At 56.6% G+C, this 25,962-nt stretch carries 21 protein-coding genes and 2 pseudogenes; 18 read left to right on the top strand and 5 right to left on the bottom strand.

Annotated elements, in window-relative coordinates:
* Nucleotides 1–35 precede the first annotated feature (35 nt).
* The 12 genes from HMPREF9451_RS02660 (at nucleotide 36) to HMPREF9451_RS02715 (ending at nucleotide 12,760) form a co-directional block, all read left to right on the top strand.
* Nucleotides 36–446, top strand: coding sequence for a serine O-acetyltransferase (locus tag HMPREF9451_RS02660; RefSeq protein WP_009138753.1), 411 nt, complete (start codon nucleotides 36–38; stop codon nucleotides 444–446).
* Between the two features lie 18 nt (nucleotides 447–464).
* Nucleotides 465–1,571, top strand: a complete 1,107-nt coding sequence (gene wecB / locus HMPREF9451_RS02665; protein ID WP_009138754.1) for a non-hydrolyzing UDP-N-acetylglucosamine 2-epimerase — start codon at nucleotides 465–467, stop codon at nucleotides 1,569–1,571.
* Entirely contained in the window at nucleotides 1,571–3,439 is a 1,869-nt protein-coding gene (locus HMPREF9451_RS02670) for a heparinase II/III family protein (RefSeq protein ID WP_148508477.1), read from the top strand. Before wecB ends, HMPREF9451_RS02670 begins: the two co-directional genes overlap by 1 nt.
* Nucleotides 3,440–4,756: a phenylacetate--CoA ligase family protein gene (locus tag HMPREF9451_RS02675; protein WP_009138756.1), complete on the top strand. Its 1,317-nt coding sequence runs from the start codon at nucleotides 3,440–3,442 to the stop codon at nucleotides 4,754–4,756. It begins immediately after the preceding gene.
* Nucleotides 4,757–4,796: 40 nt separating this feature from the next.
* Nucleotides 4,797–5,780 (top strand): glycosyltransferase, encoded by a 984-nt coding sequence (locus tag HMPREF9451_RS02680; protein ID WP_148508479.1) that lies wholly within the window; start codon nucleotides 4,797–4,799, stop codon nucleotides 5,778–5,780.
* A 154-nt stretch (nucleotides 5,781–5,934) separates the two neighbouring features.
* Nucleotides 5,935–7,173, top strand: coding sequence for a hypothetical protein (locus HMPREF9451_RS02685; RefSeq protein WP_148508481.1), 1,239 nt, complete (start codon nucleotides 5,935–5,937; stop codon nucleotides 7,171–7,173).
* A 6-nt stretch (nucleotides 7,174–7,179) separates the two neighbouring features.
* Nucleotides 7,180–8,226, top strand: coding sequence for a glycosyltransferase (locus tag HMPREF9451_RS02690; RefSeq protein WP_040626365.1), 1,047 nt, complete (start codon nucleotides 7,180–7,182; stop codon nucleotides 8,224–8,226).
* The gene (locus HMPREF9451_RS02695; protein WP_009138760.1) at nucleotides 8,216–8,950 is read left to right on the top strand and encodes an acyltransferase; all 735 of its coding nucleotides are present in this window, start codon (nucleotides 8,216–8,218) and stop codon (nucleotides 8,948–8,950) included. Before HMPREF9451_RS02690 ends, HMPREF9451_RS02695 begins: the two co-directional genes overlap by 11 nt.
* A 49-nt stretch (nucleotides 8,951–8,999) precedes the next feature.
* Nucleotides 9,000–10,436 (top strand): lipopolysaccharide biosynthesis protein, encoded by a 1,437-nt coding sequence (locus tag HMPREF9451_RS02700; protein WP_040625976.1) that lies wholly within the window; start codon nucleotides 9,000–9,002, stop codon nucleotides 10,434–10,436.
* Nucleotides 10,436–11,578: a polysaccharide pyruvyl transferase family protein gene (locus tag HMPREF9451_RS02705; protein ID WP_009138762.1), complete on the top strand. Its 1,143-nt coding sequence runs from the start codon at nucleotides 10,436–10,438 to the stop codon at nucleotides 11,576–11,578. The genes HMPREF9451_RS02700 and HMPREF9451_RS02705 overlap by 1 nt, the downstream gene beginning before the upstream one ends.
* The gene (locus HMPREF9451_RS02710) at nucleotides 11,568–12,560 is read left to right on the top strand and encodes a Coenzyme F420 hydrogenase/dehydrogenase, beta subunit C-terminal domain (RefSeq protein WP_009138763.1); all 993 of its coding nucleotides are present in this window, start codon (nucleotides 11,568–11,570) and stop codon (nucleotides 12,558–12,560) included. Before HMPREF9451_RS02705 ends, HMPREF9451_RS02710 begins: the two co-directional genes overlap by 11 nt.
* Nucleotides 12,557–12,760 (top strand): 4Fe-4S dicluster domain-containing protein, encoded by a 204-nt coding sequence (locus tag HMPREF9451_RS02715; protein ID WP_009138764.1) that lies wholly within the window; start codon nucleotides 12,557–12,559, stop codon nucleotides 12,758–12,760. The genes HMPREF9451_RS02710 and HMPREF9451_RS02715 overlap by 4 nt, the downstream gene beginning before the upstream one ends.
* 121 nt (nucleotides 12,761–12,881) lie before the next feature.
* Here HMPREF9451_RS02715 and HMPREF9451_RS10230 read toward each other — a convergent pair.
* From HMPREF9451_RS10230 to HMPREF9451_RS10060, 3 genes and pseudogenes are all read right to left on the bottom strand, one after another.
* Nucleotides 12,882–13,384 (bottom strand): annotated as a pseudogene (locus HMPREF9451_RS10230) (transposase).
* Nucleotides 13,385–13,522: 138 nt separating this feature from the next.
* Nucleotides 13,523–13,864 carry a transposase gene (locus tag HMPREF9451_RS09345; protein ID WP_009138768.1) on the bottom strand — a complete coding sequence of 114 codons (342 nt, stop codon included), beginning with the start codon at nucleotides 13,862–13,864 and terminating at the stop codon, nucleotides 13,523–13,525.
* 343 nt (nucleotides 13,865–14,207) lie between these two features.
* Nucleotides 14,208–15,451: pseudogene (locus HMPREF9451_RS10060) on the bottom strand (IS256 family transposase).
* 367 nt (nucleotides 15,452–15,818) lie between these two features.
* Here HMPREF9451_RS10060 and HMPREF9451_RS02730 point away from each other — a divergent pair.
* The 4 genes from HMPREF9451_RS02730 to HMPREF9451_RS02745 all read left to right on the top strand — a co-directional run bounded on the left by HMPREF9451_RS02730 (nucleotide 15,819) and on the right by HMPREF9451_RS02745 (nucleotide 19,628).
* Complete coding sequence (locus tag HMPREF9451_RS02730) at nucleotides 15,819–16,334, top strand: hypothetical protein (protein WP_009138771.1); 516 nt, start codon at nucleotides 15,819–15,821, stop codon at nucleotides 16,332–16,334.
* 467 nt (nucleotides 16,335–16,801) lie between these two features.
* On the top strand, nucleotides 16,802–17,386 hold the full coding sequence (locus HMPREF9451_RS02735; RefSeq protein WP_009138772.1) for a hypothetical protein: 585 nt from the start codon (nucleotides 16,802–16,804) through the stop codon (nucleotides 17,384–17,386).
* Between the two features lie 219 nt (nucleotides 17,387–17,605).
* A complete protein-coding gene (locus HMPREF9451_RS02740; protein WP_009138773.1) occupies nucleotides 17,606–18,496 on the top strand; it encodes a class B sortase in 891 nt (296 codons plus the stop codon).
* Complete coding sequence (locus HMPREF9451_RS02745) at nucleotides 18,477–19,628, top strand: LCP family protein (protein WP_009138774.1); 1,152 nt, start codon at nucleotides 18,477–18,479, stop codon at nucleotides 19,626–19,628. Before HMPREF9451_RS02740 ends, HMPREF9451_RS02745 begins: the two co-directional genes overlap by 20 nt.
* A gap of 755 nt (nucleotides 19,629–20,383) precedes the next feature.
* Here HMPREF9451_RS02745 and HMPREF9451_RS02750 read toward each other — a convergent pair.
* On the bottom strand, nucleotides 20,384–21,703 hold the full coding sequence (locus tag HMPREF9451_RS02750; RefSeq protein ID WP_009138775.1) for a solute carrier family 23 protein: 1,320 nt from the start codon (nucleotides 21,701–21,703) through the stop codon (nucleotides 20,384–20,386).
* Between the two features lie 449 nt (nucleotides 21,704–22,152).
* Here HMPREF9451_RS02750 and HMPREF9451_RS02755 point away from each other — a divergent pair, with 449 nt between their 5' ends.
* Nucleotides 22,153–22,353 carry a hypothetical protein gene (locus tag HMPREF9451_RS02755; RefSeq protein WP_009138776.1) on the top strand — a complete coding sequence of 67 codons (201 nt, stop codon included), beginning with the start codon at nucleotides 22,153–22,155 and terminating at the stop codon, nucleotides 22,351–22,353.
* Between the two features lie 137 nt (nucleotides 22,354–22,490).
* On the opposite strand, the gene HMPREF9451_RS02760 is transcribed toward HMPREF9451_RS02755, so the two are convergent.
* Entirely contained in the window at nucleotides 22,491–23,102 is a 612-nt protein-coding gene (locus HMPREF9451_RS02760) for a GNAT family N-acetyltransferase (protein ID WP_009138777.1), read from the bottom strand.
* A gap of 154 nt (nucleotides 23,103–23,256) precedes the next feature.
* Here HMPREF9451_RS02760 and HMPREF9451_RS02765 point away from each other — a divergent pair, with 154 nt between their 5' ends.
* A complete protein-coding gene (locus HMPREF9451_RS02765; protein WP_009138778.1) occupies nucleotides 23,257–25,950 on the top strand; it encodes a tetratricopeptide repeat protein in 2,694 nt (897 codons plus the stop codon).
* Nucleotides 25,951–25,962 lie beyond the last annotated feature (12 nt).

Raw genomic sequence — 25,962 nt, forward strand, 5'->3', positions numbered from 1 at the left:
CTCGTGAACGTTTACAAGTGGTATGCGGCATCCCGATGGCTGTATCTGCACCATGTGCCGGTGCTGCCGATGATTATCAAGGCGGGTATAAGAATCATTTTTTTGGAGTCGTGCCTTATCAGGCGCAGATCGGTAAAGGCACGATTCTCGGATACCAGGCGCTTGGCATGGTTATCCACAAGCGCTGCGTCATCGGCGAAAACTGCCACATCTCCCAGAACGTCACCATTGGTGGGACGTCTGGTCTGTATGAGGTTCCCGTCCTGGGCGATAACGTGCAGGTGGGCGTGGGTGCCGTAATCATCGGGCCGATTCATATTGGCGACAACGTCATCATCGGGGCGAACTCGGTGGTCAACAAGGACATTCCTGCCAATAGCGTGGCCGTCGGGGCACCCGCTAGGGTTATCAAGACGCTGGATCCTGATACGAAAGCGACGATATAGTTTACAAGGAGCAAAAGTTTGAAGAAGGTCATGCTCGTCTTCGGGACGCGCCCGGAGGCCATCAAGATGTGCCCGCTCGTGAATGAGCTGAAGGCGCGCCCAAGCGAGTTCGAGACCGTTGTCACTGTGACGGGCCAGCACCGTGAGATGTTGGACCAAGTTCTGCGCGTGTTCAGCGTGGTGCCTGATCACGACCTGGCCATCATGAAGCCCGGTCAAACGCTGTTCGATGTGACGTGCAATGTGCTGCTGAAGATAAGGGAGGTTATCGAGGAGGAGAAACCTGACGTGGTGCTGGTCCATGGTGACACGACCACGAGCTTCGCGGCCGCTCTTGCTTGTTTCTACCTGCATATCCCGGTGGGCCACGTGGAGGCGGGTCTGCGTACGCATGACATATACAGCCCATGGCCCGAGGAGTTCAATCGCCAGGCTGTGGACATTGTCACCGAATACTATTTCGCGCCTACGGAAGCCAGCAAGCAGAATTTGCTCGAGGAGGGCAAGCCCGCCGACAGAATTTGGGTAACCGGCAACACTGGCATCGACGCGTTGCACACTACGGTGCGCGACGGCTATAGCAACCCCGAGCTGGAGTGGGCGAAGGGCAGTCGTCTCATCCTGATTACGGCGCACCGACGCGAGAACCTGGGCGAGCCCATGCACAGGATGTTCAGGGCAATACGAAAGGTTATGGAGGAGCACCCCGACACCAAGGCCATCTACCCCATACACATGAACCCACTCGTGAGGAAAGCAGCTCATGAGGAGCTTGACGGCTTCGATAGGCTGCGCATCATCGACCCGCTGGAGGTGCTGGACTTTCACAACTTTCTGGCGGCGAGTCATCTCGTTCTTACGGACTCGGGTGGCATCCAAGAGGAGGCCCCGAGCCTGGGCAAGCCGGTTCTGGTGATGCGTGACACCACCGAGCGCCCCGAGGGCGTGGCTGCTGGCACCCTGAAGCTCGTCGGAACCGAGGAGGAAACGATCTATTGCGAGTTTAGCCGCCTGATCTCCGACGAGGTCGAGTATGCGGCTATGTCCCATGCGTCGAACCCTTACGGTGACGGGCACGCCAGCGAACGCATCGCGGATGCGCTGTGCGGGAGGATGGGCGCCTAGTGGGACTTTCTTGGTACATCCAGAGACTCCGGGCCATGAGCGCGGGAGAGGTTGCGTGGCGCTTCGGTCAGAAGCGCCTTTCCGTGCATGAGCGCCGGGCTTTCTCCAAGATGGAGCCTGTTTATGCTGTCGACGCCTACGGACGCGTGCCAAAGGCGAATCTCTCGCGACTCGGCATCGATTTCACGAATGGCGAGTTCAGCGTTGGGGCGGACATAGAGCTTTTGGGCGGGTACCGGTATTCCGAATATCGGAAGCGCTGGCACGCCGCGTTTCAGTCTCCCGGCGACTGGCCGATGCGCTTTGCGGCGGACTACGCCTTCGGCGACGAGGGCGCGCCTGGTGACATCCGCACCAACTGGGAGTTAAACAGGCACCGTCAGTTTGCCCTCCTGGCGAAGTCCTACTTCGTTACGGGCACGGATGATTTTTTTTTCGAGCTTTCCGACTTGTTCGATGATTGGAGCGAACAAAACCCCTTCATGTGGGGTCCCGAGTGGGCTAGCCCTATGGAGGAGTCCATCAGGCTCATAAACTGGCTCGTGACGGCTGCGTTTCTCGAAGCCGCTGGCGATGAAGCCACCGATGGGCTGAGGAGGCGCCTGTGCGTCGGCGCATGGGTTATGGCCGCGCATGTGCGGCAGCACTACTCCCGCCATTCCTCGGCGAACAACCACACAATCGTTGAGGCGGCTGGCGTTGCTGTCGCGGCCACGGTGTTCGGCGAGCACGAGTGGCTCGACGAAGCTTTGGCGCTGCTTGAATCGGAAGTTGCCCATCAGACCTATCTAGATGGCGTGAACAAGGAACAGGCGCTGCACTACCAGCTGTTCGTCATGGAGGCGCTCTGTCTGGTTTCGCACGTGCTGCGAACGATCGGGAAGGCTCTGCCGGCGTCTCTCGTTGAGCGTCTGCACTCCATGGCGCGCTATGCACGCGCATGCAGCGTCGGCAGCGGCAAGTACGTCGGGTTCGGCGACGACGACGAGGGCGTCATCCTTTGTCTCGGGCCCGAGAAGCCCTGCTACCCGGACTACGTTCTTGCGCTGGTCACTTTGGAGCTCGAATCGGATTACCGCTGGGTGGAGGACGTTCGCTGCTGCGAGACAGTCGGCTGGTTGTGCGGCAAGCGGAGGCTCCAATCCGCCAATGCTCTCCCGCTTGCTCAAAACGCATCCGTTGAGAGCTTTCCTGATGGCGGGGTGACCATAGTCCGCTTCGACGAAGGACATGGTGTGCTCGCATTCGACCACGGCCCGCTTGGCTTCGGTCGGCTTGCGGCCCATGGGCATGCCGACGCGCTGAGCGTTCAGCTGTATGTCGACGGTGAGCCCGTGCTTATCGATCCTGGCACCTTTATCTACAATGGTGACCGTAGGATGCGAGATAAGTTCCGCTCTACATGCGTCCATAATACGATGTGCGTGGGCGGCAGGGACCAGTCCGAGGCGCTCGGCCCGTTCCTGTGGGGGCGCAAGGCGAACGTCTCGGGATTTGCGTTCGAGGAATGTGAAGGCCGCGTTATCATGTCGGCCGAGCATGACGGCTACTCGCCTGTGCGCGTGCGCCGCACGGTGAAGGTCCAGGGCGCGAAGGCCGTTGTGACTGACGAGGTGAAAGGTGGGGAGGCAGCTGCGGTTTTTTGGCACCTTCCTTCTGCGGGGGTCGAAGTCGACGGCGGCGTCGCTGAATTCCGCCTGCAGTCCGGGGTCGTGGTGCGCATCGAGGCGGGGGGGTCCCTGGAGTCGGGGGAGTTTGAGTACTCGCCCGACTACGGTATGAACGCTACGGGCGTCGAGCTCTCCGTCTCTGTTAATGAGTCACTGACCACAGGTATTTTTATCATACGCGATAGTGAAGCAGGTTAAATGGACACCAATAAGCTCAAGAAGATGTACGAGAAGATGCCCGAGGTCGCGAAGGACGTCCTCGCGGCGCCAATCCATCGCGGCCTTGTGGGCAACAAGACGTTCCTGTCCCAGATGCGCGAGCTGGAGGCCTCCGAGGTTATGAGCGAGGACCAGCTTGCCGAGCTTCAGCTCGGCAAGCTGCGCGACCTGTGTGCGTACTGCTACGCCACGAGCCCCTTCTACAAGAGGAGGTTCGACGAGGCGGGCGTCTGTCCTGAGACGGTTAATTTCGATTCGTTTGCCACGCTGCCCCTGCTCGATAAGGAGCAGGTGCTCATGAACTATGATGAGATAAGCGTGCCTATTCCCGGTGAAGGCTCGTATGCGGCCGAGACGGGTGGGTCGACGGGTCGGCGTCTCGTCGTTATGAATTCCGACGAGTGCTTCTACCGCGAGAACGCCTTTGCGATGCATTTCTATGGGACGTTGGGGTACGACTTCCGCAGAAGTAAGCTTGCCTACTTTGGAGGTGACGGCTCGACTCTCGTCACTACTAGCCCGCTCTACCGCATGGTTAGGTGCAACACCAAGCTGCTCAACGAGGGGAACCTCGAGGAGGCCGTGCGTAGGATTGATGCGTTTGCGCCTGACTATCTGCGCGGGTTGACTTCATCGGTGAGTTTTTTCGCACAGCTGCTGATCCAGACCGGTGTGAGGCTGCGTAAGAAGCCCAAGGGCGTGTTTCTGCAGTCGGAAAACGTCCATTCCTATCAGCTGCGCCAGCTCGAGGAGGCGTTTGGTTGCCCGGTGAGGATATCATACGGCTCCACCGAGAGGACGGTGTTTGGCGAACAGGTGGAATGGGACGGCAATACGCCCGTGTACAAGTTCAACAGGCTGTACGGTCTCACGGAGATTGTCGACGGGCATATTGTCGGCACTGGCTTCATCAACAGGCGTATGCCGCTTCTTCGCTACACAATCGACGACGCCGTTGAGCCCCGCGCTGGAGGCTACGCGATTAGGGGTCATAGAAATGTCCCTGTTGTGGGAAGAAACGGGGAGCACATCAGCACTGCATCGCTGTGTGACCTCGGCGAGAGCGCCTCGAGTCTTCTTTCGTTCCAGTTCGTACAGGATGAGCCCGGTAGGCTGCGTATGGACTATATAGCTACTAGCGAGCTGGATGATACGGAGAAAGATGCGCTTCTGCGTAGCCTCGGATCAAAGTTTATGGGCAACATGAAGTGCGAGCTGAGACGCGTGGACGCCTTACAGCTCACCCCGAGGGGCAAAAGAACCCTCCTGATACAGAGGTTGGACATTGAGCAATAAACTACTATTTATAGGGGAGTTTCCGCCACCGTACGGTGGCGTGACTGTCAAGGACTCGCTGCTTCGCGACGAGATCTTCTCTTCGTGTGACGCGAAGACCTTTGACCTGTACGACTTCAAGCGCAGACCGATTGCGCTTCCTAGCTTGGCCATCGCGCTTGCTAGGGCGGTCCGGGGTGCAGACAGGATAGCGCTTGGAATCGGTAGCAACTCGCGCCAGAGCACGATGCTGGGTATCATCGCGAAGCTCAGGGGGCGCGAGTTCTTGGGCAATGTGACCGTGTTCATGATGGGACGCGAGCTGGCCGATTACCTTGGGGAGAATCCGGGGCAAGTCTGGAAATATCAAGCCGCCCGGTGCATTTTTGCTGAGAGCCGCTCGCTGATGGCGGATTTTGAGACCGTGGGGTGCCGCAACTCTCGCTACTTGCCCAACTTCCGAAAGGGGGGCAGGGCGCGCGCGCCGCGCGCCGTAGGCGACACGGTGCACTTCGTATACTTCGCCCAGGTGCGGCCCGAGAAGGGCATTGATACGTTAGCGGCAGCCGCGAGGACGCTCAACTCGGAGGGCCTTGCTGACAAGTTTGACATCGCCGTGTACGGAACGGTCGTCGATGGCTTTCAGAATGAGTTTGAGCGTCTTTTGAGCGACGTTCCGAACATGACGTACAAGGGCGCTTTCGACGCCGCGACGGGTGACGTGTGTGGCGAGCTGAACATGTATGATGCTGCCGTGTCCTCGTCCTCGTGGCGCGAGGGCATGAGCGGCTCCAACATTGAGTGCAAGTTTGCTGGCGTGGCCAACATCGTGAGCGACGCTGGGTTCAACCCGGAATGCGTCGGCAATGGTGTTGACGGGTTGATAGTTAGACCCCGCAATGTCGGCTCTCTTGTTGAGGCGATGCGTAGCGTCATCGAGGACCGTGGTTTGCTTGCGCGGCTGAAGCGAAACAGCTATGAGGACCGTGTTAATTACGACGTCGCGACATGGAAACGGGAGGTACTCGATGTCGTTTGCGGATAGCGCTGCGCAATTGCTGCGGAATAAAGAGGAATTTCTTTTCGATTCGATTACAGGTTGCAGATAAATGTCTTACCCAATGACTCCTAAACAAATGCATGAGAATAGAGGGCTTTCTACCTCTGGTTTGGGCGCCATACTTGTGCATAGGTTCAACATGGCGGATTTCTTGGCAATCGAGTTTGTGCTGTTGTTTGTTGTTAATTTCCTCTCGAATATTGGTCTAATCCCAAGTGCTTTCACTTATGTTTTTGATATCGTCAACCTCTGCATCCTTCTCTCGAATGCTCGTCTTATCGGGAAACGCGTCGGCAATGAGCCGTTTTTCAACGTGCCTGTCGCCTTATTTGCGGTTATAGCTCCTTTGTCGGGAATCATAAATACTATTGCGCCACAATACATAATCTGGCAAGCGATATCCTTCAGTCGCTTGTTCGTCTGGATTTATCTCTTTCGTATTTTTTGGGACAAAGACTATATTAGGGCTTTCATGTGGTTCGTCTACAAAATGCAGGTGCCAAACGTCATCTTCGTTTTGATACAGTATTACGTATTAGGGCTTTTCCAAGATAATATCGGCGGTATCTTCGGAGTCGAAAGAGGTTGCAACGGAATTCTCAACGTGTACCTCTGTATTGTGGTGGCATGGGGGCTTAACCTCTATCTTGCTAAAGAGGGGCGGCTTTCGGGGCTGCTGCTGACTGTTTTGTCGGCATTGCTAATTGCCGCCGTTGCCGAGTTGAAGTTCTTCTTCGTGGAATTTGCCCTCATTGTGGCCATATCTATCCTGTATGCACGCGTCTCGCGCAAAACAATCGTCTCAGTGGCAGCAATCGTTCTCCTCATTGCTGTGGCACTGTCTGTTTTTGCAGCAATAAACCCGCTTCAATACGAAACATTGGTTGATTTTGATGCGCTTATGACGGAGGCGGATAATTCGAATATAGAGACAGGCTATGGCATTTCTCGTCTCAATGCCTTTTCTCAGATAAGCGAGCAGTTTTTCAATGGAGATTTATTCACGATGATGTTTGGGTTTGGGTTTGGAAGCGCCAGCCAATCATCGATGTCCTTCTTCTGCTCGCCCTTCTTTAGCTTGTATGGGTGGCTCAACTATCATTTTCTCACTTCCGCAATGGTCTTTATTCAATTGGGCTATATTGGCACCGTCTTATTCGTGATGCCAGTTGCGCTTTTAGGCATCATGTTGATTGCTCGCAGGGGGGATATTGTTCGAAAGGGCTTTGCCACCAGTGGCGGTTTTTCCATTGCAATGTGCATTCTTTTCTTGATTAATTGCATGTATAACAATACAGCGGTTACTTATCCAGCCGTTCTTTGGGCGCTTTCGCTTTGCGTTGGGCTATTCATTGTTTCCGAGATGCGTAGGGGTTAGATGTATATGAGCAATAAACCGGTGGTAAGCGTAATCGTTCCAATGTACAACACCGAGAGGTATCTTCGATACTGTGTCGATAGCCTTTTAAAGCAGACGATAAATAATATCGAGATTCTTTTAGTGGACGATGGATCCCCAGATGCCTGCGGTGAGATTGCAGAGCAGTATGCGCGACTTGACGAGCGTGTGAAGGTTGTTCATAGGGATAACGGTGGATTAGGACCGGCAAGGAACAGTGGGCTAGCGGTGGCGACAGGAGAATATGTCGGCTTTGTCGATTCCGACGACTGGGTCGAGGAAGACATGTACGAGCGGCTTTATCGCGCGGCAAAGGAGACCAAAGCGCAAGTCGTTTTTTCGAATCTGAAGCGTGTTGTGCATGGGAATTCCCAAAAGTGGTCTAGCCATCCTTTTGCTGGAAGGACCCTTTATGGCGATAAGGAAATATTTGAGCTTCGGAGATCATTTTACGGTGCGCTTCCGAATAAGCTCAGGGAAGATCCCGTTCCTGTGTCGGCATGTCCGAATTTATATAGTCGCCAGCTTATCGAGGATAATGGAATTAGATTTCGCGCGATAAGAAGTGAAGACATACTCTTTAACACGGATATCTGCAAGGCAGCCGATTGCGTTGCTGCGTTAGATGGTGCTCCGTATTGCTATCGCAAGGACGATCAGGACTCCATTACTAAAACGTTTCGAGTTTCAACCATTGATTCCTTTTTCGTATTTTTTGAAACCCTGTTAGAAGAGTGCGGAAATGAGCCTGCTATCTTTCAAGGCGAGTGTTTCAAGAGGGCGGATAGAAGGATAATCGATTACACGAGAGGAATCTTGATTCTCATAGCCTCGGCATCTTTATCGGATTGCGAGAAAAGAAGACTTGCTGATGATGCCCTTGGCAGGCAAGTTTTTGTCTCTGCCTGCAAATCGTTCCCGTTTTGGAGACTGCCTGTTAAGCAAGCAGTTTTCTTCGTATGTATGAAATATAAGATGATTGGCCTGGCGCTTTGCTTGGCTAAAGGAAGGAATGGGAAGCATGGGGCTTAAACACATGCTGAAGAAATCGATATTGGGGCCTAAGGCCTCTTCATCGGATTATGTTGCGTACCTGCGTTCCCTGGGCATGACCATTGGCGACAATACCGTTATTTATTCGCCCAATTACTGCGTCATTGACCAGACGCGACCTTGGATGATTGAAATTGGGAATAACGTATCGATTACAACTGGCGTCACCATCCTTACACATGGCTATGATTGGAGTGTCTTCAAAGGTATGTACGGTGATGTTCTAGGCAGTGCAGGACGCGTGAAGATCGGCGACAACGTATTCATCGGCATGCACTCGACCATCCTCAAGGGCGTGACCATCGGCGATAACGTTGTGATTGGCGCCAATTCGCTTATCAACAAGGACGTGCCGGACAACTGCGTCGTAGTAGGAAATCCGCAGCGCGTGGTGTGCGACATCGACTCTTATTTGGAGAAGCGCCGTGCCGCCCAAGTCTCCGAGGCGGCGGATTTGTACGATTGCTGGCGGCGCAACTCGCTTGAAGGTAAGCGGGGGGTGGTTCCTCCGAAATGCATTTTCAGCGAGTTCTTTTGGTTGTTCGAGTCGAGGGATACAGGCGTGCTCAGCGACCCGTCTTTCGAGGCGACTATGGCCTTGCGCGGAACTCGCGGCATGAGCTACGAGCGGTTTATGCAGCATAAGCCTGAGTTTGAATCGTATGAGGATTTCATCGAGCACCTTGAGGGCATGCTTAGATGATTAGTCATTTGGTGTTAGTGGTGGTTTGGTGGCGGTAAAGATAAGCAGATTGGCCAAGAGCGCGAAGGAGAGATACGGCGGGCTCTCCAAGGTTAAGAAGGCAACTCTTTGGATAACCTTGTGCAGTTTCCTGCAACGCGGGCTTTCTTTTATCACGGTCCCTATCTTCACTCGCTTGCTGAGCACCGCGGACTATGGTTCCGTGAGTGTTTACCAGAGCTGGGAAATGGTCGCTATGTACGTGGCCACCCTTGGCGTCACATACGGCGGCTTCAACAACGGTATGATGCGCTTCAAAGATGATCGCGAAGGCTATACGACTTCCGTAGTTGGCTTGGTTCTTGCTCTTGGCGTACTCTGGATTGCGCTTTGCTACGCCCTGTCCGACAACGTCGTGGCCCTTACGGGTATGCCGCTTATACTCGCATCTCTATTGTTCGTCGAGGTAATTGTTAAGGGCATCTACGATATTTGGGTGTCCAGAATGAAATTCGACTATGAATATCGGAAACTCGTTCCGGCTTCTCTGGTTCTTTCTATTACGGTTCCCGCGCTCGGCATCCTATTTGTTGTGATGGCTAGTGACAAAGTTCTCGCTCGAGTTCTGTCTTTTGTACTTGTCGAGGCGGCCTTTGCAATAGTCCTTGGCGGATGCATGCTTAAACGCAGCAAGTGCCTGTTTAAATGGGAATATTGGAAGTTCACCCTCCTGTTTAACATCCCCTTGCTTCCTCACTACCTCTCGCAAGTGGTGCTAAGCTCCAGCGATCGCATTATGATTGCGAACATGTGCGCCGCATCCGATGCGGGCATCTACAGCATCGCCTACTCGGCGGGGATGATTATGACGTTGCTCACAAATTCCCTGAATTCGACTGTCGTCCCATGGCTCTACCGCACTTTGGCTGCTAAAGAGCTTAGGAGAATCAGCAAAACGAGCATTGCGGTTCTTGGGGGTTTGGCTTTGATTGTGCTCGTTGTTGATATCTTGGCCCCGGAAGTCGTCGCTATCCTGGCTCCTGGGGAGTATAGCGAGGCGATGGCACTTGTTCCCGTCATCGCCGCGAGCGTGTTCTTCATGTTCATGTATTCGTACTGCTCAAACATTGAGTTTTATTACGAGAAGACTGGCCTTGCCACCGTCGCTTCCGTGCTCGCTGCAGTGCTTAATGTCGCCCTCAACGCCGTGTTTATCCCTTTGTTTGGTTATCGTGCTGCGGGCTATACAACCTTGGCGTGCTATGTGGCGCTCGGCGCTGCTCACTACGTTTTTTCTCAAAAGGTCGTGCGTGTAGAGGTTGGCTCTGCTGTCCTCAACGGCGCCGCCGTGTGGGGGCTCGCCCTCATCTTTACTGCGATTTCTCTTGTCCTGCCACTTCTCTATCCGCACCCCATCGTTCGTTACGTCGTATTCGGCATCGCCATCGTCGTGGCCGTCGTATTCCGCAAAAAAATTGTCACAAAGGTTAAGGAGTTCAAAGGTTGATGAATCCAGCCCTGAAGCAAGACATCTACGTGTCGACCGTAATCGACTCGCATAACTATGGGACCGTGCTGCAGGCGGTTGCAACTCGCGATGTCCTCGAGCGCTACGGCCGTCCCGTTTTCATAGACTATTGTCGGCCGCATTGGACAACTAAGGGCTGGATAAAGTCGTACATGGACAACACCAATCGAAACGTGCCCGAGAGACTTGCTCGTCTCGTTGCGAATGCGCCGGTTAGGCATAAGTCATCGACGCTGTTTCGCTCCTTTGTCGAGCGCGAGCTTGAGCTGTGCTCGTCGGCGCCGTATCTTGCTCGCGGTGAAGGGTTTGATTCGAATGCCGTGTATTGCGTGGGCAGCGATCAAACGTGGAACATCGAGTGCAACTATGGCATCGACCCCGTTTATTTCCTCAAGAACGTACCTGAGGATTATAAGAAGGTGGCTTTCTCGGCGAGTTTCGGGCGCCCTAGCCTGAGCGCCGAGGAAGTTGCGCTCACGAAGCCACTGCTCTCGCAGTTTGACGCTATCTCGGTTCGTGAGAGCTCAAGCGTTGCGATTCTGGAGGAAATGGGGCTTAGCGGCACGGCCCTCAAGGATCCCGTTCTGCTCTGTCGGTCGGAGCTTTGGCGCGAGCTCTCGGTGGGTGTTCCTGCCGCGGCGGACGGTTATGTGCTTGTTTACATGCTCAACGCCAATCCCGGTATGTGCGCATTTGCCCGGGAGCTCGCCGAGCGCGAGAGGATGCGTGCTCGCATTGTGACGTTCAACCCTCTGAAGCGCGCGCCAGAGGGGTTGGAGGGCGTTTGTCTTCCCAAGCCTGAAGAGTGGGTCGCATTGTTTCGCGATGCCTCGTACGTGGTGACAGATTCTTTCCACGGCACTTGCTTCTCGCTCCTGTTCGAGTGTCCTGTGATTGTGTTCGATCCGCCTAAGTTTTCGGTGCGTCTTAAAGATGTGCTCGGGGACTTTGCGCTCGCCGATAGGCGAGCCGCCGATGGACGCGATCCTATGGCCATTGCCGATGCGGTAATTGATTGGAATGCGGTGCGTGCAAGTAAGGAGAAGTTCGCGAAAGAGGCGAAGGCGTTTCTTGACGGTGCATTTGGGACTTGTGTCGAGGTGGGGCAGAATGGCAGATAACGCTTCTCAATCTTGTAGGACATGTCTCGCTGCGATTGATTCCGATGGCGATGAGCTCATGCTCTCATCCTCGGGCGGAGCCTTTTCAGTCCTTGCGCGAAGGATTTTCGATCTCGATGGCGTTGTGTATGGTCACGCTTTCGATGATGGGCTCCATGTCGGCTGCGTGCGGGCAGAGAACCTTGACGGGCTTTCGGCGATGCGCGGTTCCAAATACGTTCAAAGCGATATGGGCGATGCAATTGCAAGCGTCGGGTGCGATCTCAGGGCAGGGCGTGAGGTCCTGTTCAGTGGGACGCCATGTCAGGTGGACGGGCTGCTCGCGTTTCTCGGTGGCCCGCAGGATGGGCTGCTCACTGTGGATATCGTTTGTCACGGGGTGCCTAGCCAGGCGTTCTTCGTTGACTGTATGGGGGAAGAGTTCTCCGACCGGCTGCTTTCGCTTCGCTTCCGCGACAAACGTGAAGGCTGGGGCTGTGGTGGTGGTGCAACGATTCTCCATGCCGGAATTGAAAAAAATGTACCATTTTCGCCTAAGATTTCGTATTACTACAGGCGCTTCCTTGCTGGGGATGTGTATCGCGAGAGCTGTTACAGGTGCCCTTATGCCGGCGGCGAGCGCCCTGGCGACTTCACCATCGGCGACTTTTGGGGAATTGATGTTGGTGGTTCGGGTCTCGATGCCCGCCGTGGAATTTCCGTCGTCATCGCGAACACGGCGAAGGCGGAAACGCTCATCCCCTACATAAAGAGCGAGACTTCGTGGGCTGAGCGTCCACTGGAGGAGGCAGTGTGCGGAAATGATCAGCTCATGCACCCCTCCCCGCGACCTGAATCGCGCGATGTTGTGTTCGAGCGCTGGAAGGAGGAGGGTATCGGCGTGCTGGAGGACGAGTATCGCCGATCTACATTGCTATCATCCAAAAAATGGCTCGCTAAGAGGGCTGTCAAGAGGTTTCTGAAAGGGGTGTTCGGCAGATGACGGAAAAGAGGGTCCCCGTCTTGTTCTCCAATGATTCGGAGTGCTGCGGATGCAGTGCCTGCTACGCCGTCTGTCCAAAAGGTGCCATCAGCATGATTCCGAATCGCTACGGTTTTTTGTACCCTATGATTGACGAGGTTGTTTGCGTGCGTTGCGGTAAGTGTCTCAGTGTTTGCGCGTTCAAGAAGAAGCTTGCCTGATTGGCTGGTCATGCTGCTATTGTTGGCGCCAGGAAAAGCAACAAGCGAATGGCTCCGACAGAAGGGAGAAAATCGCTGTCGTCTAGAATTCGGTGTCGTCGATACCGTTGCGAGCTTTCGGCTAGCCGCCGGTACAGCTACTCCTTGAGAAGAGACGCGTCCAGGTGGCGGCGGGAGCCTCATCGCTATCGATGATGTATTTCAGGCGGGCGGTAACCAGCATCAGGGTCGACTTTCCGTCGGGGAGCGTGCCGACCATGCAGGTGCGCTGCTGGATTTCCCTGTTGAGCAGTTCAATCGCACTGTTCGTGCGGATGCGCCGCCAATGCTCGCGCGGCATCTCGCAGTACGTCAGCGTCTCGACAAAGTCCTCGCGAACCACCTCGCCGCTTCCTTGAACCTCGTCGTCTCGAGCTCGCTGGCTACGGATTCCGCCTTGACCTTCGCCGCTTCGTGCGATTCCATGGCGTAGATGGTCATGAACATCGCCGGGCCCCGCGGCCGCTTCGGCGTCTTGGCGAGGGCGTTGCGGTAGAAGCGCACGGTGCGGCGCTGGTATTTCGCTCCGGGGAACACCTCGGCGATTGAGTTGACCATGCTGGCAGCCTTGTCGCCGATGGCCATCCGGACGCCGCGCGGCCCTCGCGATTTAAGCCACGACAAGAAGCCCTCGCCAGCATTCCCTGGATTTCGCGAAGCCCTCGGCGCAGCCGACGACCTCGCGGCATCCGTCCTCGTTCACGCCGCTCGTCACCATCACTGCTACTCGTAGGCCGATTTGAACGCCTTATCGTTGAGGTTGGATGCCGTGTCGGCCGATATGGCCGAGCCCCACATGATTTCTCTAACGCCCTCGATGCTCCGAGTGGGTACCTCGGCCAGGTACATTTCGATGATGGCCTCCACGCTGATCCCGCGCCTTTTGTAGCGCTCGATAACCGCCGTGCCGAACCTTATCCCCTTGAGCTTCGGTATCTTGAGCGTGACCTGGCCAGAAGTCGTGGCGAAGCCGCGCTCGTAGTGGCTGAGGCGGTATGCTGCCCTTTCGTCGGTGCGTTCGTAGGGTCCGGTGCCGACGAGCTGGTCGGCCTTCTCGTCGAGCATCGCGATCGGCTTGGACGTGGCCGCTTCCTAGCATGATTGAGTTTGGTGCTCGGGGCATGCTGGCGGTGCGCGTCGTGTCGTTCTCCCATCGCTGCAGGAGCCAATGTATAGAAGGGCTTCTTCGTCCCTGACTAAGGGCACTACATCCAAGTGGAAGTTTGGCATATCGATGCCCACGGAATGCGTTTGGATTCTAGTGCTCTGATAGCAGCGCGTTCGGTAGTGTCGCGGATGTTGGTGTAAGCCGTTCCAGCGAGAAGCCGCCGAAGGCGGCCCGAGCGAACGGCATTTCCGGCCCGGATGGATTCGGGCCTTCGCCTAGGATACGCGCATCATAGCACGGCTAGGCCGCTTTCGGGCCTATGCCGGCCGTCTCCATGGCCACCAGCACCAGCCGCTCGGCCCTCGACCTGGTCTCGTCGTCGATCGGCGGCTCGGGCGGCAGCGGGGTTTCCAGCGCGTCCATCGTCGCCATGCAGCGGCGCACCGACCAGTCCTCGTCCGCCTCGGCCATGACCGCGCCCACCGGGCGAATCATAGGCTCCATGCTCGGGAGCACCTGCGCGGCGCGCGTGCGCCGCTTTATCTCGCGGTTCGTCCGCTCCTGCGCGTTGTTCGTGCGTATGCGGCGGCGGTGCTCGGCGGGAAAGTCTAGATAGGCCAGCGCGTCGGCCTCGGCCTCCCCGAGTAATTCGGCCGCCTCCCCGGAGAAGCCCCCGATCGCGTCGGTCGCCGCATGGTAGGCCGCGCGCACCGAGGCGGGCTCGGATTCGGCGAACACCGCCTGCATGATCTTCCCGGCCGCCTTGCGGCGGCGCTTCGACCCGAGCAGCGAGCACGCGTTGCGCTCCAGGTGCACGATGCGGCGCTGCCACGCGGCGCTCGGGAAGCACTCGGCTATCGCGCGGCGCAGCCCCTCGTGGGCGTCGCTGGTCACGCACCTGACGCTGGAGACCCCGCGTTTGCGCAGGTCGCGACAGAATCCGAGCTACCCGGCGTAGGTCTCGGTGTCGATGGCGGAAAGCCCCACGACGCGCCTGACGCCGTCGGCTCCGACCGCTATCGCGGCGACCGGCGCCGTCGACCGCGCGCGGTTGTCGCGCCGGCACTTCACGTATGTGGCGTCGAGGGGCAGGTACGGCATCGGGACGCCGAACTCGCGCGAGCGCAGCTCGGCCACCTCGGCGTCGAGCCGCTCGCATATGCGGCTTACCTGCGAGGCGGAAAGCCTGTCGATGCCGAGCCTTGCCGCCACGCGCTCGATTTTGCGCGTCGACACGCCCGTGGCGTACATTTCGGCCACGGCCGCGCCACCGCCTTGTCGACGCGGCTGTAGCGCTCCAGTATCCCGTCGGGGAAGTACGTGCCGCAGCGCTGCTTCGGTATGCGCGGCGTTATCCTTCCGGCCGGAGTGAGCAGCCCGCGCTCGCGGTAGCCGTTGCGGCTGTTCGCGCCGCCCTCGCAGGCCATGTCGGCCTGCTCGTCCATGATCGCGTTCAACGCCGATTCCGGCAGGGCCCTGACGAGCTTCTGCGTATCGAGGGCGCCGTCTTCCATCTCCGCCGCGACTTGTTGTAGAGCGTCCATTGCGGTCTTCGCCTTTCTTTAGAATCCATTTCTTGGTCGTTATGGATTCTAGGCGAAGGCCGTTTTCCTTTCCAAAGCCGGAACGTCGCGTTCGGAGCGCTTACACCAACAATCGGCACGCAATCAGTTTTTCTAGGCGATTCGATTAGAGATAGCAGTATAAAAGAAATCCTGTCATCAATAGCGAAGTGTGTGGGAGGGGCAAACTCTCGTCTCTTGTCAATGGATTTGTGTTCATCCAGTATGGTGATTGCTCCGAGGTTTCTGAGACAACGTTTATTCTTGGGAAGGAGGAGGTGGCGATGGGCAAGGTTGTGACGAATGACTTTGTTCCCGTGTTTGAAGGCCGATTGCGTAATCAAGAACGATGTACGATTCGAAGGTTATTCGAGTATTAAAGAAGTCCGTATACGGAATTGCATCGCATATAGGCCTTTCGTCTGCTGTTGCCGTTAGTGGGTTTTCGAATCTCGACAAACTTGATGACGATGTCAGAATCGTCATTGGCTTCAGTCCTCTCAATGAGGGGTTTGACAAGAAGCCGTCAGCTGAAGAACTATACAAAGACGCATTGCTTGACGACCTAGGACTCGATTGTCTTCTTGTTGTTACTGAAGACTTGTCCAAGCTTCTTACGAGCAACATTGGCGGTATGTCAATGTTCAAATGCTTGAATGAAAGTGAATCTATCATTCTGGATGAGAGGCTTAGGAGACAAATCGATTTCCATATAACTTTGGATAGTTGTTTCGATGCGGGCCGGATATTGGCGGCTCCGGGTTGGAGAAGGAGGCTGGAGGAGGCTTCGGTTGCAGGTTTGGTGTCGGCGTTCGGATTCAGTAAGGCTTTGAGAGACTGGCAGTGCTTTCGGAGGACGAAATAGATACCGAAGAACTGCGGTCGTACCTTTCGAGCTACGTATCGCAAAACGGAGGCGTAGATTGCATTAAGGGAAATTCTGGTCTTAAGAGGGCGATACGTGTGTGGGACTACTTGAAATATAGCCTCAAGAAAAACAGAATAGCCTCTCCACCTACGGCCCGGAGTGCGGACACCGGGCCGTAGGTGGAGAGGCTATTCTTTAAAGGTTGTAGCACCTATCGAAAGGAGAGAGCCCCTCGATGCAGTGCCTTGTTGTCATTATGGTCCAATCAGAAACGTTTCGGGAGCAACGGCGTATACTTGTGGCTCGGTTGCCGTGAGGTCGTCACGTTCCCTGCTTTTCAAATGTTAATTTATGACATTATGGAAATAGCTTGCTTGTTTTTGCGGTAAAATATTAAAAAACGATATTTTGGATTCGGAACTAGCGGCGCTATATGCGTTTGCTAAAAAATGGGAAGGAATAACATGAAAAAGAAACTCGCAGCTTTGTTCTGTGCTGCAGTGCTGGCAATGAGCTTGCCCGCTATGGCATTTGCAGCTCAGTTCAATAGCCCGGCCGGCACCACGGTTACCGGCTCAAACGGCGTTGCCCTCACTGTGAAGGGCGACGTTTCCGGCAACGGATTCATCCATGTCGAGCCGTCCAGCGTTCGGGCTTCCAACGTTCCCTCCGGCGTTACTCCGGTCGCTTCTTTCGAGGTTACCGCTGACGACAGCATTTCCTTCACCGAGCTGACCTTCGTGTTCAGCGTTGGTGCTCAGTATGCTGGTGCGGATGCAACCATCTACATCCAGCATGGTGATGGGTCCACCGAGACCCAGCAGGCCAAGGTTGCGGCTGATGGCACCATTACCATCACCGTTGACAAGCTTTCCATCTTCTCCGTTGTTATTGATGAGAGCACTGCGACCGGCTCCGCTGGTGTCGATACCAGCGCCACCTCTCCCCAGACTGGCGCTAACATGAACGCCGTTGCGGGCGTGACGGTTGCTGCGATTGCAGGCGCCGGCGTGGTTGCTTTCGCGCTTCGCAAGAAGATTGCTGAATAGTGCATCGCTTTTTCAAGATGACAGACGCCCGCTCAAACGAGCGGGCGTTCTTTTGTTCAGGCTTGCTTCCTTTGGCTGTGGCTTAGGTTTGTTGTACGGGCGCAAGGCACCGTGTTTTGCTGACTGAGTGTGGGATTTCCGAACGCCTGCGCACGCGTGCCGCGAGCGTGTACACTGGGGCGAAGCGAAAAAACCGCGATAAGAAAGAGGCGCCCGCACATGAGCGAGCATCATTGTGACCATATCTCGAAAGACGCAGGGGCCGCTTCGGCCCCTCGTCATGCGAAGAGGGAGGAAGGCTCCCAGAAGAATCCGTGGCCTGCGAAAAAGAAGCGCCAGGTGGCAGTTCTTTTCACCTTGCTGGCAATTCTGCTTTTCGTTGCGGCGGCGGGAATAGGGTTCATGGTATGGCAGCAGCAAGAGCTCGATCGCGCCGCGCAGCAAGCGCAGGATGTGCCCGAAGCACAGGGTTCTTCTTCGCCTGCCCAGGAGCAGAGCGGCGAGGGAAACCTGCCTGAGAACCCTGTCGATTTCGTCGAGCTTAAAACGAAGAATCCTGATATCTACGCTTGGGTAAGCATTCCTGGAACCAAGGTTGACGTGCCCATTCTTCAGTCCACAGTGGACGACAACTTCTACCTCGACCACAATGCCGACGGAGACTATGCGATAGAGGGCGCTGCGTATACCCAACGTGCCAACGCGACCGACTTCAGCGACCCGGTCACCATGGTCTACGGGCATCAGGTACAGAACGGGTCTATGTTCACTACGCTGCACTATTTCGAGGACAAGACCTTCTTCGATGAGCACGATGTCATGTATATCTACACGCCTGGGCACATTCTTACTTACCGTATTGTCGCGGCCTACCAATACGACGATCGCCATGTGCTCAATTCATTCGATTTCAGCAAGCCCGAGGTCGTTCGGGAATACTTCGATTCGGTGCTCAGTCCCGCCTCGATGCTTGTTAACGTGCGCGATGGCGTCGTGCTTGCCGATGATGATAAGATTGTCCAGCTGAGCACGTGCATGGATGCCGTGAATCGCGACCATACTCGATACCTGGTAACGGGAGTCCTGATAGATGAACAACAAACGCAGTAACGATTTCGGACGGATGGGACACGCGGAGGCTTTTGACGCTTCTTTCGAAAAGCCGGCGGATGATTTCCCGCTGCGTCCGACGAACGAGGTGCTTATTCGCAAGAAGAAACGCACGCACAACAAGCTTAAACAGCGCTTGAAGATAGCTGTCATCGTGGTTGGTGCCATCGCGCTTATTGCGGGCGGTGCCGCCTGGGCGGTAGTCGGTTCCATCAAGGCGGGCGAGGCTGCCATGAAGCAGGCTTCAGAGCCCACACAGATCGAAACGGCCGAAGACGCTGTTTCCTACGACGAGGGCCGCACGATCGAGCATAACGGACACACATACGCCTACAACGAGAACATCGTGTCGGTCGTGGTGATGGGCTACGACAAGTCTCTCCATGCGAACTCTACCGCAGGTTCCGGGCAGGCCGACGCCGTGATGGTGCTTGCCCTTGACACCCAGACGGGCAAGGCGACCGTGATTGGTATTCCTCGCGACAGCATGGTTGACGTGGGCGAGTTCGTGAGCGATGCCTTCATCGGCCAGGAAAAGATGCAGCTGTGCCTTGCGTTCAGCTACGGCGACGGTGCTCATACCAGCTGCGAATACACCACTACTGCGGTGTCGCGCGCGCTGTACAACATGCCCATGTCGTACTACATGGCGCTTGATTACGATGGCATTGCGCCGCTCAACGATGCTATAGGCGGCGTTTCGGTCAATGCTCTCGAGACTATTCCCAACACGGGTATCGTGGCCGGTCAAGACATTGTTCTGTATGGCGATAACGCCGCGCGCTACGTGCAGTATCGCGACACTTCTGTACTCACGTCATCGCTCGACCGCCAGGCGCGTCAGGTTCAGTATCTGCAGGCGTTTTCCTCTAAGGCGCTCGCGAGTGCTAAGGGCAATGTGACTTCGCTTATCGACCTATTTAACGTGGCTAACCAGTATTCGGTCACCAATTTGGGCGTTAACGAGTTTAGCTACCTGGCTTCATCGGTGCTGACGAACGGCATTACCTCGCTCGAGGTGGTGACGCTCCCGGGAGAACCTGTTCAGGGCGCCCAATTCGTCGAGGTTTATCTCGATGAAGAGGCCGTGTATCAGATCGTTCTTGACGTGTACTACACGCAGGTAGATTAGGCTGTGTTTCGGCGCTCAGTTGGCTATTGTCCATCGTTCAGAGGAATATGCGTTCTATCGTAAGGCCTATCGTAAGGCCGTCGAACGCTGTCGAAATGAGTGATAGGGGATTGCCGCTTCGGCCGCGCCGCGTGTTTTGTCGCTCCTGTCGGCACCTTCGCGCATGAAGCGTGTCGATGCGCGGCGGTTCGTGTCGTTTCTCTATGGGCGGCGATGGGGTGCTCGGCGCGAAGCGCGCATCCATACTATTTCGGATGTTATTGCCGCGGCAATTACACGCTTTGACGAAATAGCATGGATTGCGGCCTCGATAGAACGGGCTCGAATTTGCAGGGCAACAAAAACGCCTGGTCAGGACGGCGTCTCTTTTTCCTTGCCGGCAGAAGCCGTCGAGCAGCCATACTAAAAAGGCATTTCGTGCATTTTTCTTGCACGAACGAACGAGATAGTACAGATTCCGGGTCTGCATGGGATGTTGAGCCGGGGCTCAGGTGCAAGGTGGAGGTTGGAGCGTAGAATCAAGGCGCAGACGGGCAGCTTGGGGCCTGGGGCTTGTCTTGGGACTGGATTGCGGCTGCGGCTTGGCCCGGGTTTGGGATTGGCTTGCGGTTTGTTCGGGGTCTTGCTTGAGAACGGCTGCCTACGGGCGGTCGCTTTTCTTGTATCGAGGCGCATGCAACAAGCCCCGCCAGACGCTTCGGGCGACTGACGGGGCCTGCTTGCGTTCCATTACGAACGGCGTTGCTTTCGTCTGTTTATTCCTGAGTTTTTACGGGCACATCTCCGCCCGCTTCTCCTGCGGGGTAGGTCTTATCGGCCACGGTGTCTTTCGGCAGGCAGAGGTTCAAAATCACGCCCACGATGGCGCTTGTGGCCATGCCGGGAATCTCGTAGGCTCCCACGGGGATTTTGATGCCGGCGGTTTCCATGCCTACGCCCACAACCAAGATGGCGGAAACCAGCATGAGATTGCGCGCCTTGCTGAAGTCGACGCGGTTGGAAACCAGCATGCGCAAGCCGTTGGAGGCAATCAGGCCAAACAGCAGCAGGCTTACGCCGCCCATGACCGAGGTGGGAATGGAATTGATAATAGCCTCGATCTTCGGGCAGAAGCCGCCCACGATGAACGCGATGCCGCCCGCGTACCAGAAGATCTGGGTGGAATACACGCGCGTCGCACTCATGACGCCGATGTTTTCGGCGTAGGTGGTGGTAGGAGTGCCGCCCAGAAAGCCCGAGACCATGGTGGACAGGCCGTCGCCCAGAAGCGAGCGGGGGAGCATGTCGTTGTAGTTTTTGCCAACCACTTCGCCTACCACCAGCAAATGTCCAATGTGTTCGATGATGATGACGATAGCCACCGGCGCGATCAAGATGATGGCGCCCAGATCAAAGGTTGGCGCAGTAAGCGTGGGCAGCCCGATCCAAGCCGCTTCAGCAATGGGCTGGAAGTCCACGAGTCCCAGCATGCACGAGGCGGCATAACCCACCAGCACGCCTACAAGGACGGGGATGGTGGACCAAAAGCCCTTGAAGCAGGTGGAAAATACCACCGATACCGCAAGCGTCAGCGCGGCTACGGCAAAACCTTCGTAGCTAAAAGGCGCGCCCGAGTCGTATCCGCCGTTAAAGAAGGCCATTTTCACAGCCGTTGCGGAAAGACCCAGGCCAATGACCACAATAACGGGAGCGACAACGGGTGCAGGCAGAATGAAGTCAAGCCAGCCCGTTCCGGCCACCTTGATGATGCCCGCTACCGCCACGTACACCAGGCCGGTTACGATCAGCGCGCCTCCTACGGCACCGACGCCTTGGCTCGACGCCACCATGGCGATGGGCGTGATGAATGCGAAGGAAGATCCCAGATAGCTGGGAATCTTGCCGCGGGTCACCAACAGATACAGGATGGTGCCGATGCCCGAGCACATGATGGCGAGCGATGGCGAGAGCCCGGTGAGAAACGGCACGAGCACCGTCGATCCGAACATGCTCATGAAGTGCTGGATGCCGAGCGGGATGGCTTTCGCCACGGGGACGCGCTCGTCTACCCCGATGATGGGGCGGTCTGCTGCCATGGAAATCCTTTCCGTCGTGATGGAAGACGGCGGAAAGGCCATCGACGCCCTCCATCGGGCCTGTAATCTCGCCTATGATACCGCGCTTTGCAAGGAATCATCAGTTATACGTCAATATGCATAGCGTTTTTAATATATGCGTAACAAGTTTGCTTAAGTGGAATGTAATGCGCTTACGGCAAAACGAGTCGCATGGAAAATTTCTCGCCGCTCACCGTCTGTTTCTGCATATTTGTTTGCCCTCGTCGGCTTAAAACAGCCGTCGGTCGCGATTATCCCGTTCGGATATAACCTCGGCTTTCCAATCCCATATCATACTGCGCAAGCAATGCACAAAATGAATGCTCGGCTGATGGAGAGAATGGGGCATGGCCGAGTGACCGATGCTCGCAGGGCGCGTGCGTCGGATAGAAGAACGTAGCATTACGCCGCGGAGAGGGAGTTTCTACATGGTACATATTGCGGATAAGGCGCAGCCGCCGCGCTCTTCCGATGGAGGCAGGATTCTGACGCCGGAGGAGGCGGATTTCTTGAGGCGCTTTCTGCTCGAGTCCGATCCTGTGGTTGTAACGGGCAATATTCCCGTGGACAAGACGAACGGAGGAGCGGGCGTTCCTCGTCTGAAAAAACCCCGGCGCCTTGTTGATTAGGCCTTGCGGCTGAAAAATTAGCCGTTGCAGCCGAAAAGGCCGATATGGTGCGAATCCGAAACAACGAAGCGGTTCCGTGCGTTAGGCGCGGGACCGCTTTTGCGTTCGTTTGCATTTCAGGGGCGGATACCGCGTTTTTAATACAGAGAGAAGGAGAAGCTGAACACGTCAAGTCCGTGGAACTGCTTCACGATCGACCCGTGAACGCGGAAGCCTGCAGGGGGATTTGCCGGGGAGGCCTCCTTCGCAAGGGCCGCCCGCGTTGCCGCGATGACGCTCCGGTATTCGTCGAGCAGCTCCTCTTCCTCGCGCGACAGGCTTTCGAGGGAGCCGCTTTTCAGAGCGGGAGACGAAGCGCTTTCGCAAGGGCTGCTCGCCCGCACGAAGACCCGTTCGATGAACCTGCGTGCAGCCTGCATGGCCTCGGAGGCGTAGCCTTGCTCGAAGCGCTTTGACCTCATGACATAGAGGGCCTTCAGACGGCGTTCTCCTTCTTCGGCAACGGGGCGTATGCCGAAGAAGCCGGCCAATTCTCTCGTTGCTTTCATGACGACCGCCCAGGGTGCGTGCCCGCCGCCTTCGAGAAGGCTTTCCTCCAGCTCCTCTTTAGCTTCGGGGGTTCCGAAATATTCGTGCGCCGCGCGGACGAACTCGTCGTTATCGAGCGCGCTGCGCAGCTCTTCTGCATCGTGCTTGGTGAAGGGGCGCATGCCCAGGCATGCCGTCTCGATGACCCAGGGTTCTTTCATGGCAACCTCGCATTCGCGTTTTTAAGCTTTCGTTTCCGAGGATTGTATCCGTGCGGGGTTTCGCGGTTCTTCCCGAAAGAGAGTCGTTTCCGCTTTGTTGCCGTATAATTCGAAGGAAACTCATCGGGCGAATGAAATGTGTGCGAGGTGCTTTATGCCGGATTCGTTTCCTATCAAGCTTGGCGTATCGCCGAGGTGCGTGCGGTTCGAAAACGTGGCGGGCCAGCCTGCGGGCCGTGTGTTCGGCTACGTTTCGAAAGGCATCGATTTAACGGATGGCGGGTCGTTCTACGTCGTCGAGTTCGATCCTGCTGATCGCGTCCGTGTTCGTCTTATTGCTTATGCGGATAAATACGGCCGCATGTTTTCTTGCGATGACGTGCTGGTGGCGCCCCCTGCGCGCACGCCCACGCTCTACCTTGCCACATACGCCGATTCCGACCATTCTACAGGCGTCGTATTCGCGTGCGATGCGAACGGGAAAGACCAGGTGGTGGGTTCGTATGCGTGCAAGAACCCCGAAGAGGATGGGCCGTATAGGATGGAGCGCTACGAGCGCCCGTCCCTGCTCGATACTGCGGCGTTGGATTCGTGGCTGGAATACGCCGATTTCCTTGCGCGGCTCTACCTCACGTTCGTGACGTTCGCGGACGCCGTGGAGGCCGCAAGGCCGTTCGACCTCGGCGCGGTGTTCGCGAGACTCAACACGGCCGACCCGTTCGACGCCGTGAACAAGGAGGTGCTCGAGGCCGAGGCCTCGTGGGGGGAGTCCCTGGATTCGGGCGCGGGGATAGAGCGCTTCCTTGTGCACGAGCTGCGCGATGCGGGAATCATGGGCAAGTCGGCCGCCGATTTCGCGGTCGAGCTTGAGGACGGCTTTGAGTCCGTGCCGAACGTGCGCATGGTTCGCACGAAGAAATACGCCGATACTTTCTATCTTGACTTCTCGTACTTGAACGCCGAAGGCATTCTGGTGGAAAACGGGCTTCTTGAGGCGCTGCCGGAGGCCCGCGAAGCCCGCGAGTCGTTCTTGCGCACGGAGGCTGCGCTGAACAGGTTCCTTTTGCTTGTCGATTATCTTGAATCGACCGACGGAGGTTTCCTTCGCGCCACGGAGGGCGTCTGCGCCCAAACCGACCGATGGCTCATCGATCGCATCTGCTTGCAGGCCCCCGATATCACGAAGGCGCCTTTGCTGCGAAGCCGCTGGGAAAAGCATGTGGCCTTCGCTCGGGCGGGAGAGAGTCTTCGTCTGCCGTATAGGCTTGGCTACGAGTTCTGTTCAAGCGCCGACGGCATTCGCTTCGGCCTGGACGTTTCCTGCCCTACGGCATCCACCATGCCTTCGAGCGCATGGTCGCAAGAGACCGGCCTGTTCCTGTCGGCATCTGCGGCCGACCGCAACGGGGCAGAGGCGCGCTATGCCGCTCATGCCGCCATCCTGATGGCGTCGCTTGCGTTTTCCGTGTCGAGCGATGTGGAGGAGGCGTACGTCAACTGCCTGCGCGGCGGCGTGGCGTCCGACGTGGTGGTGTCCGGCTGCATTCGACGTGCGCGCTTCGAGGAGTTGCTCAAACGGGAGGAATCGGACCGCTCGGTCAAAGACCCGTTCGCTTTCCTGAGAGAATGCGGCGTAGATTTCCGCTTTGGCGAAGAGTTTTCTCTCGAGTCTGTTTCGTCTTGCTTCAAGCGGGGGGAAGGGGTTTTCGGGAATACGTACGAGGCGAGCATCGATCGGGACTTCACGCCGTTTTCCGAGGCGGCGCGCGATATGACGGGCGTCGCTCGCCCGAAAGACCTGGGTATTTTCGAGAGCCGCGGCAGGGCTCGTTATGCCGACGAGCTTTCGGAGGCCCTCGACAAGGGCGTTCCTGCGGCGCTTGAATGTCTGAAGGGCATCCACGATCGCACCGAGGACATTATGCTGCGTCGTATCTGCCTTACGCTCATGGAGGGGTTCGAATCGGGGCAGCTGGGCGAGCATTCGTACCTTGAGGTGAAGGAGGCGCTGGTCGATCCATACGGCCTGAAGGCTCCCATGGCTCGCGCAACGGCGTTTTTGCGCGCTGACGACGAGGCTCATGCGCTCGAGGCTCTCAACGAGCTGCTTGCGAAAACAAAATCGCTCGAGGGCTTCGCCGACACGGCGGGCACGTGCTACCGCTACTTCGACAGCTACGAGACGCGTTTCATGTACGCGCTGCATTGCCGGGATGATTCGCAAGGCCGTCGCGTGCTGCCTCTTCCCGACGAGGTGTATCTTGTCCACGATGCTCTCTCGCAGGTGTATTCGATGTCTCTTTCCGCGTCCGATCAGGCGCTCGACCATGCGAAGCGGTGCATCGAGCTGGCGCCGTCCCGTGCGCAGTCGTACCTTCGCGCGGCCAGGGCGTATTTCGTTCGCGGCGAATTCCAGTCCGAGGTGGACATGTGCTGCCAGGCGCTTCGGGTTGCATGGCAGACGTCGGATGCCGCGCTGTGCTGGTATTGGATGGGCTTCGCGTTCTGGAAACTCGAACGCTACGACGCCGCAGCGGCGTGCTACACGAAGTGCGCGAACTTGAGGTCGGTCATGGCCGACCAGGCGATGGTCGAATTCGGCGAGCTTGTCGAAAGCGTCAAGGGGCTGCAGCGCCGCACTGAAAGCCAGGGCAACGAGATTCTGGCTGCAGAAGGAGTGCCGGTCGATGCGCTGGAGGAAAACGGCAGAAAGATGCTCGACCTTGCGAAGGAGTCCATCGATTCGGGTAGCGTTTCTCTTGGCTGCGTCATGGCCATATCTGGGATGCGCATCATTCGCGACGACGCTCTGCTTCCCGTGGTGAGGTCTTTCTCTGATTTCGAATAGCAAAGGAAAAAG

Origin of the sequence: Slackia piriformis YIT 12062, from assembly GCF_000296445.1 — a bacterium.
GTDB lineage: Bacteria > Actinomycetota > Coriobacteriia > Coriobacteriales > Eggerthellaceae > Slackia > Slackia piriformis.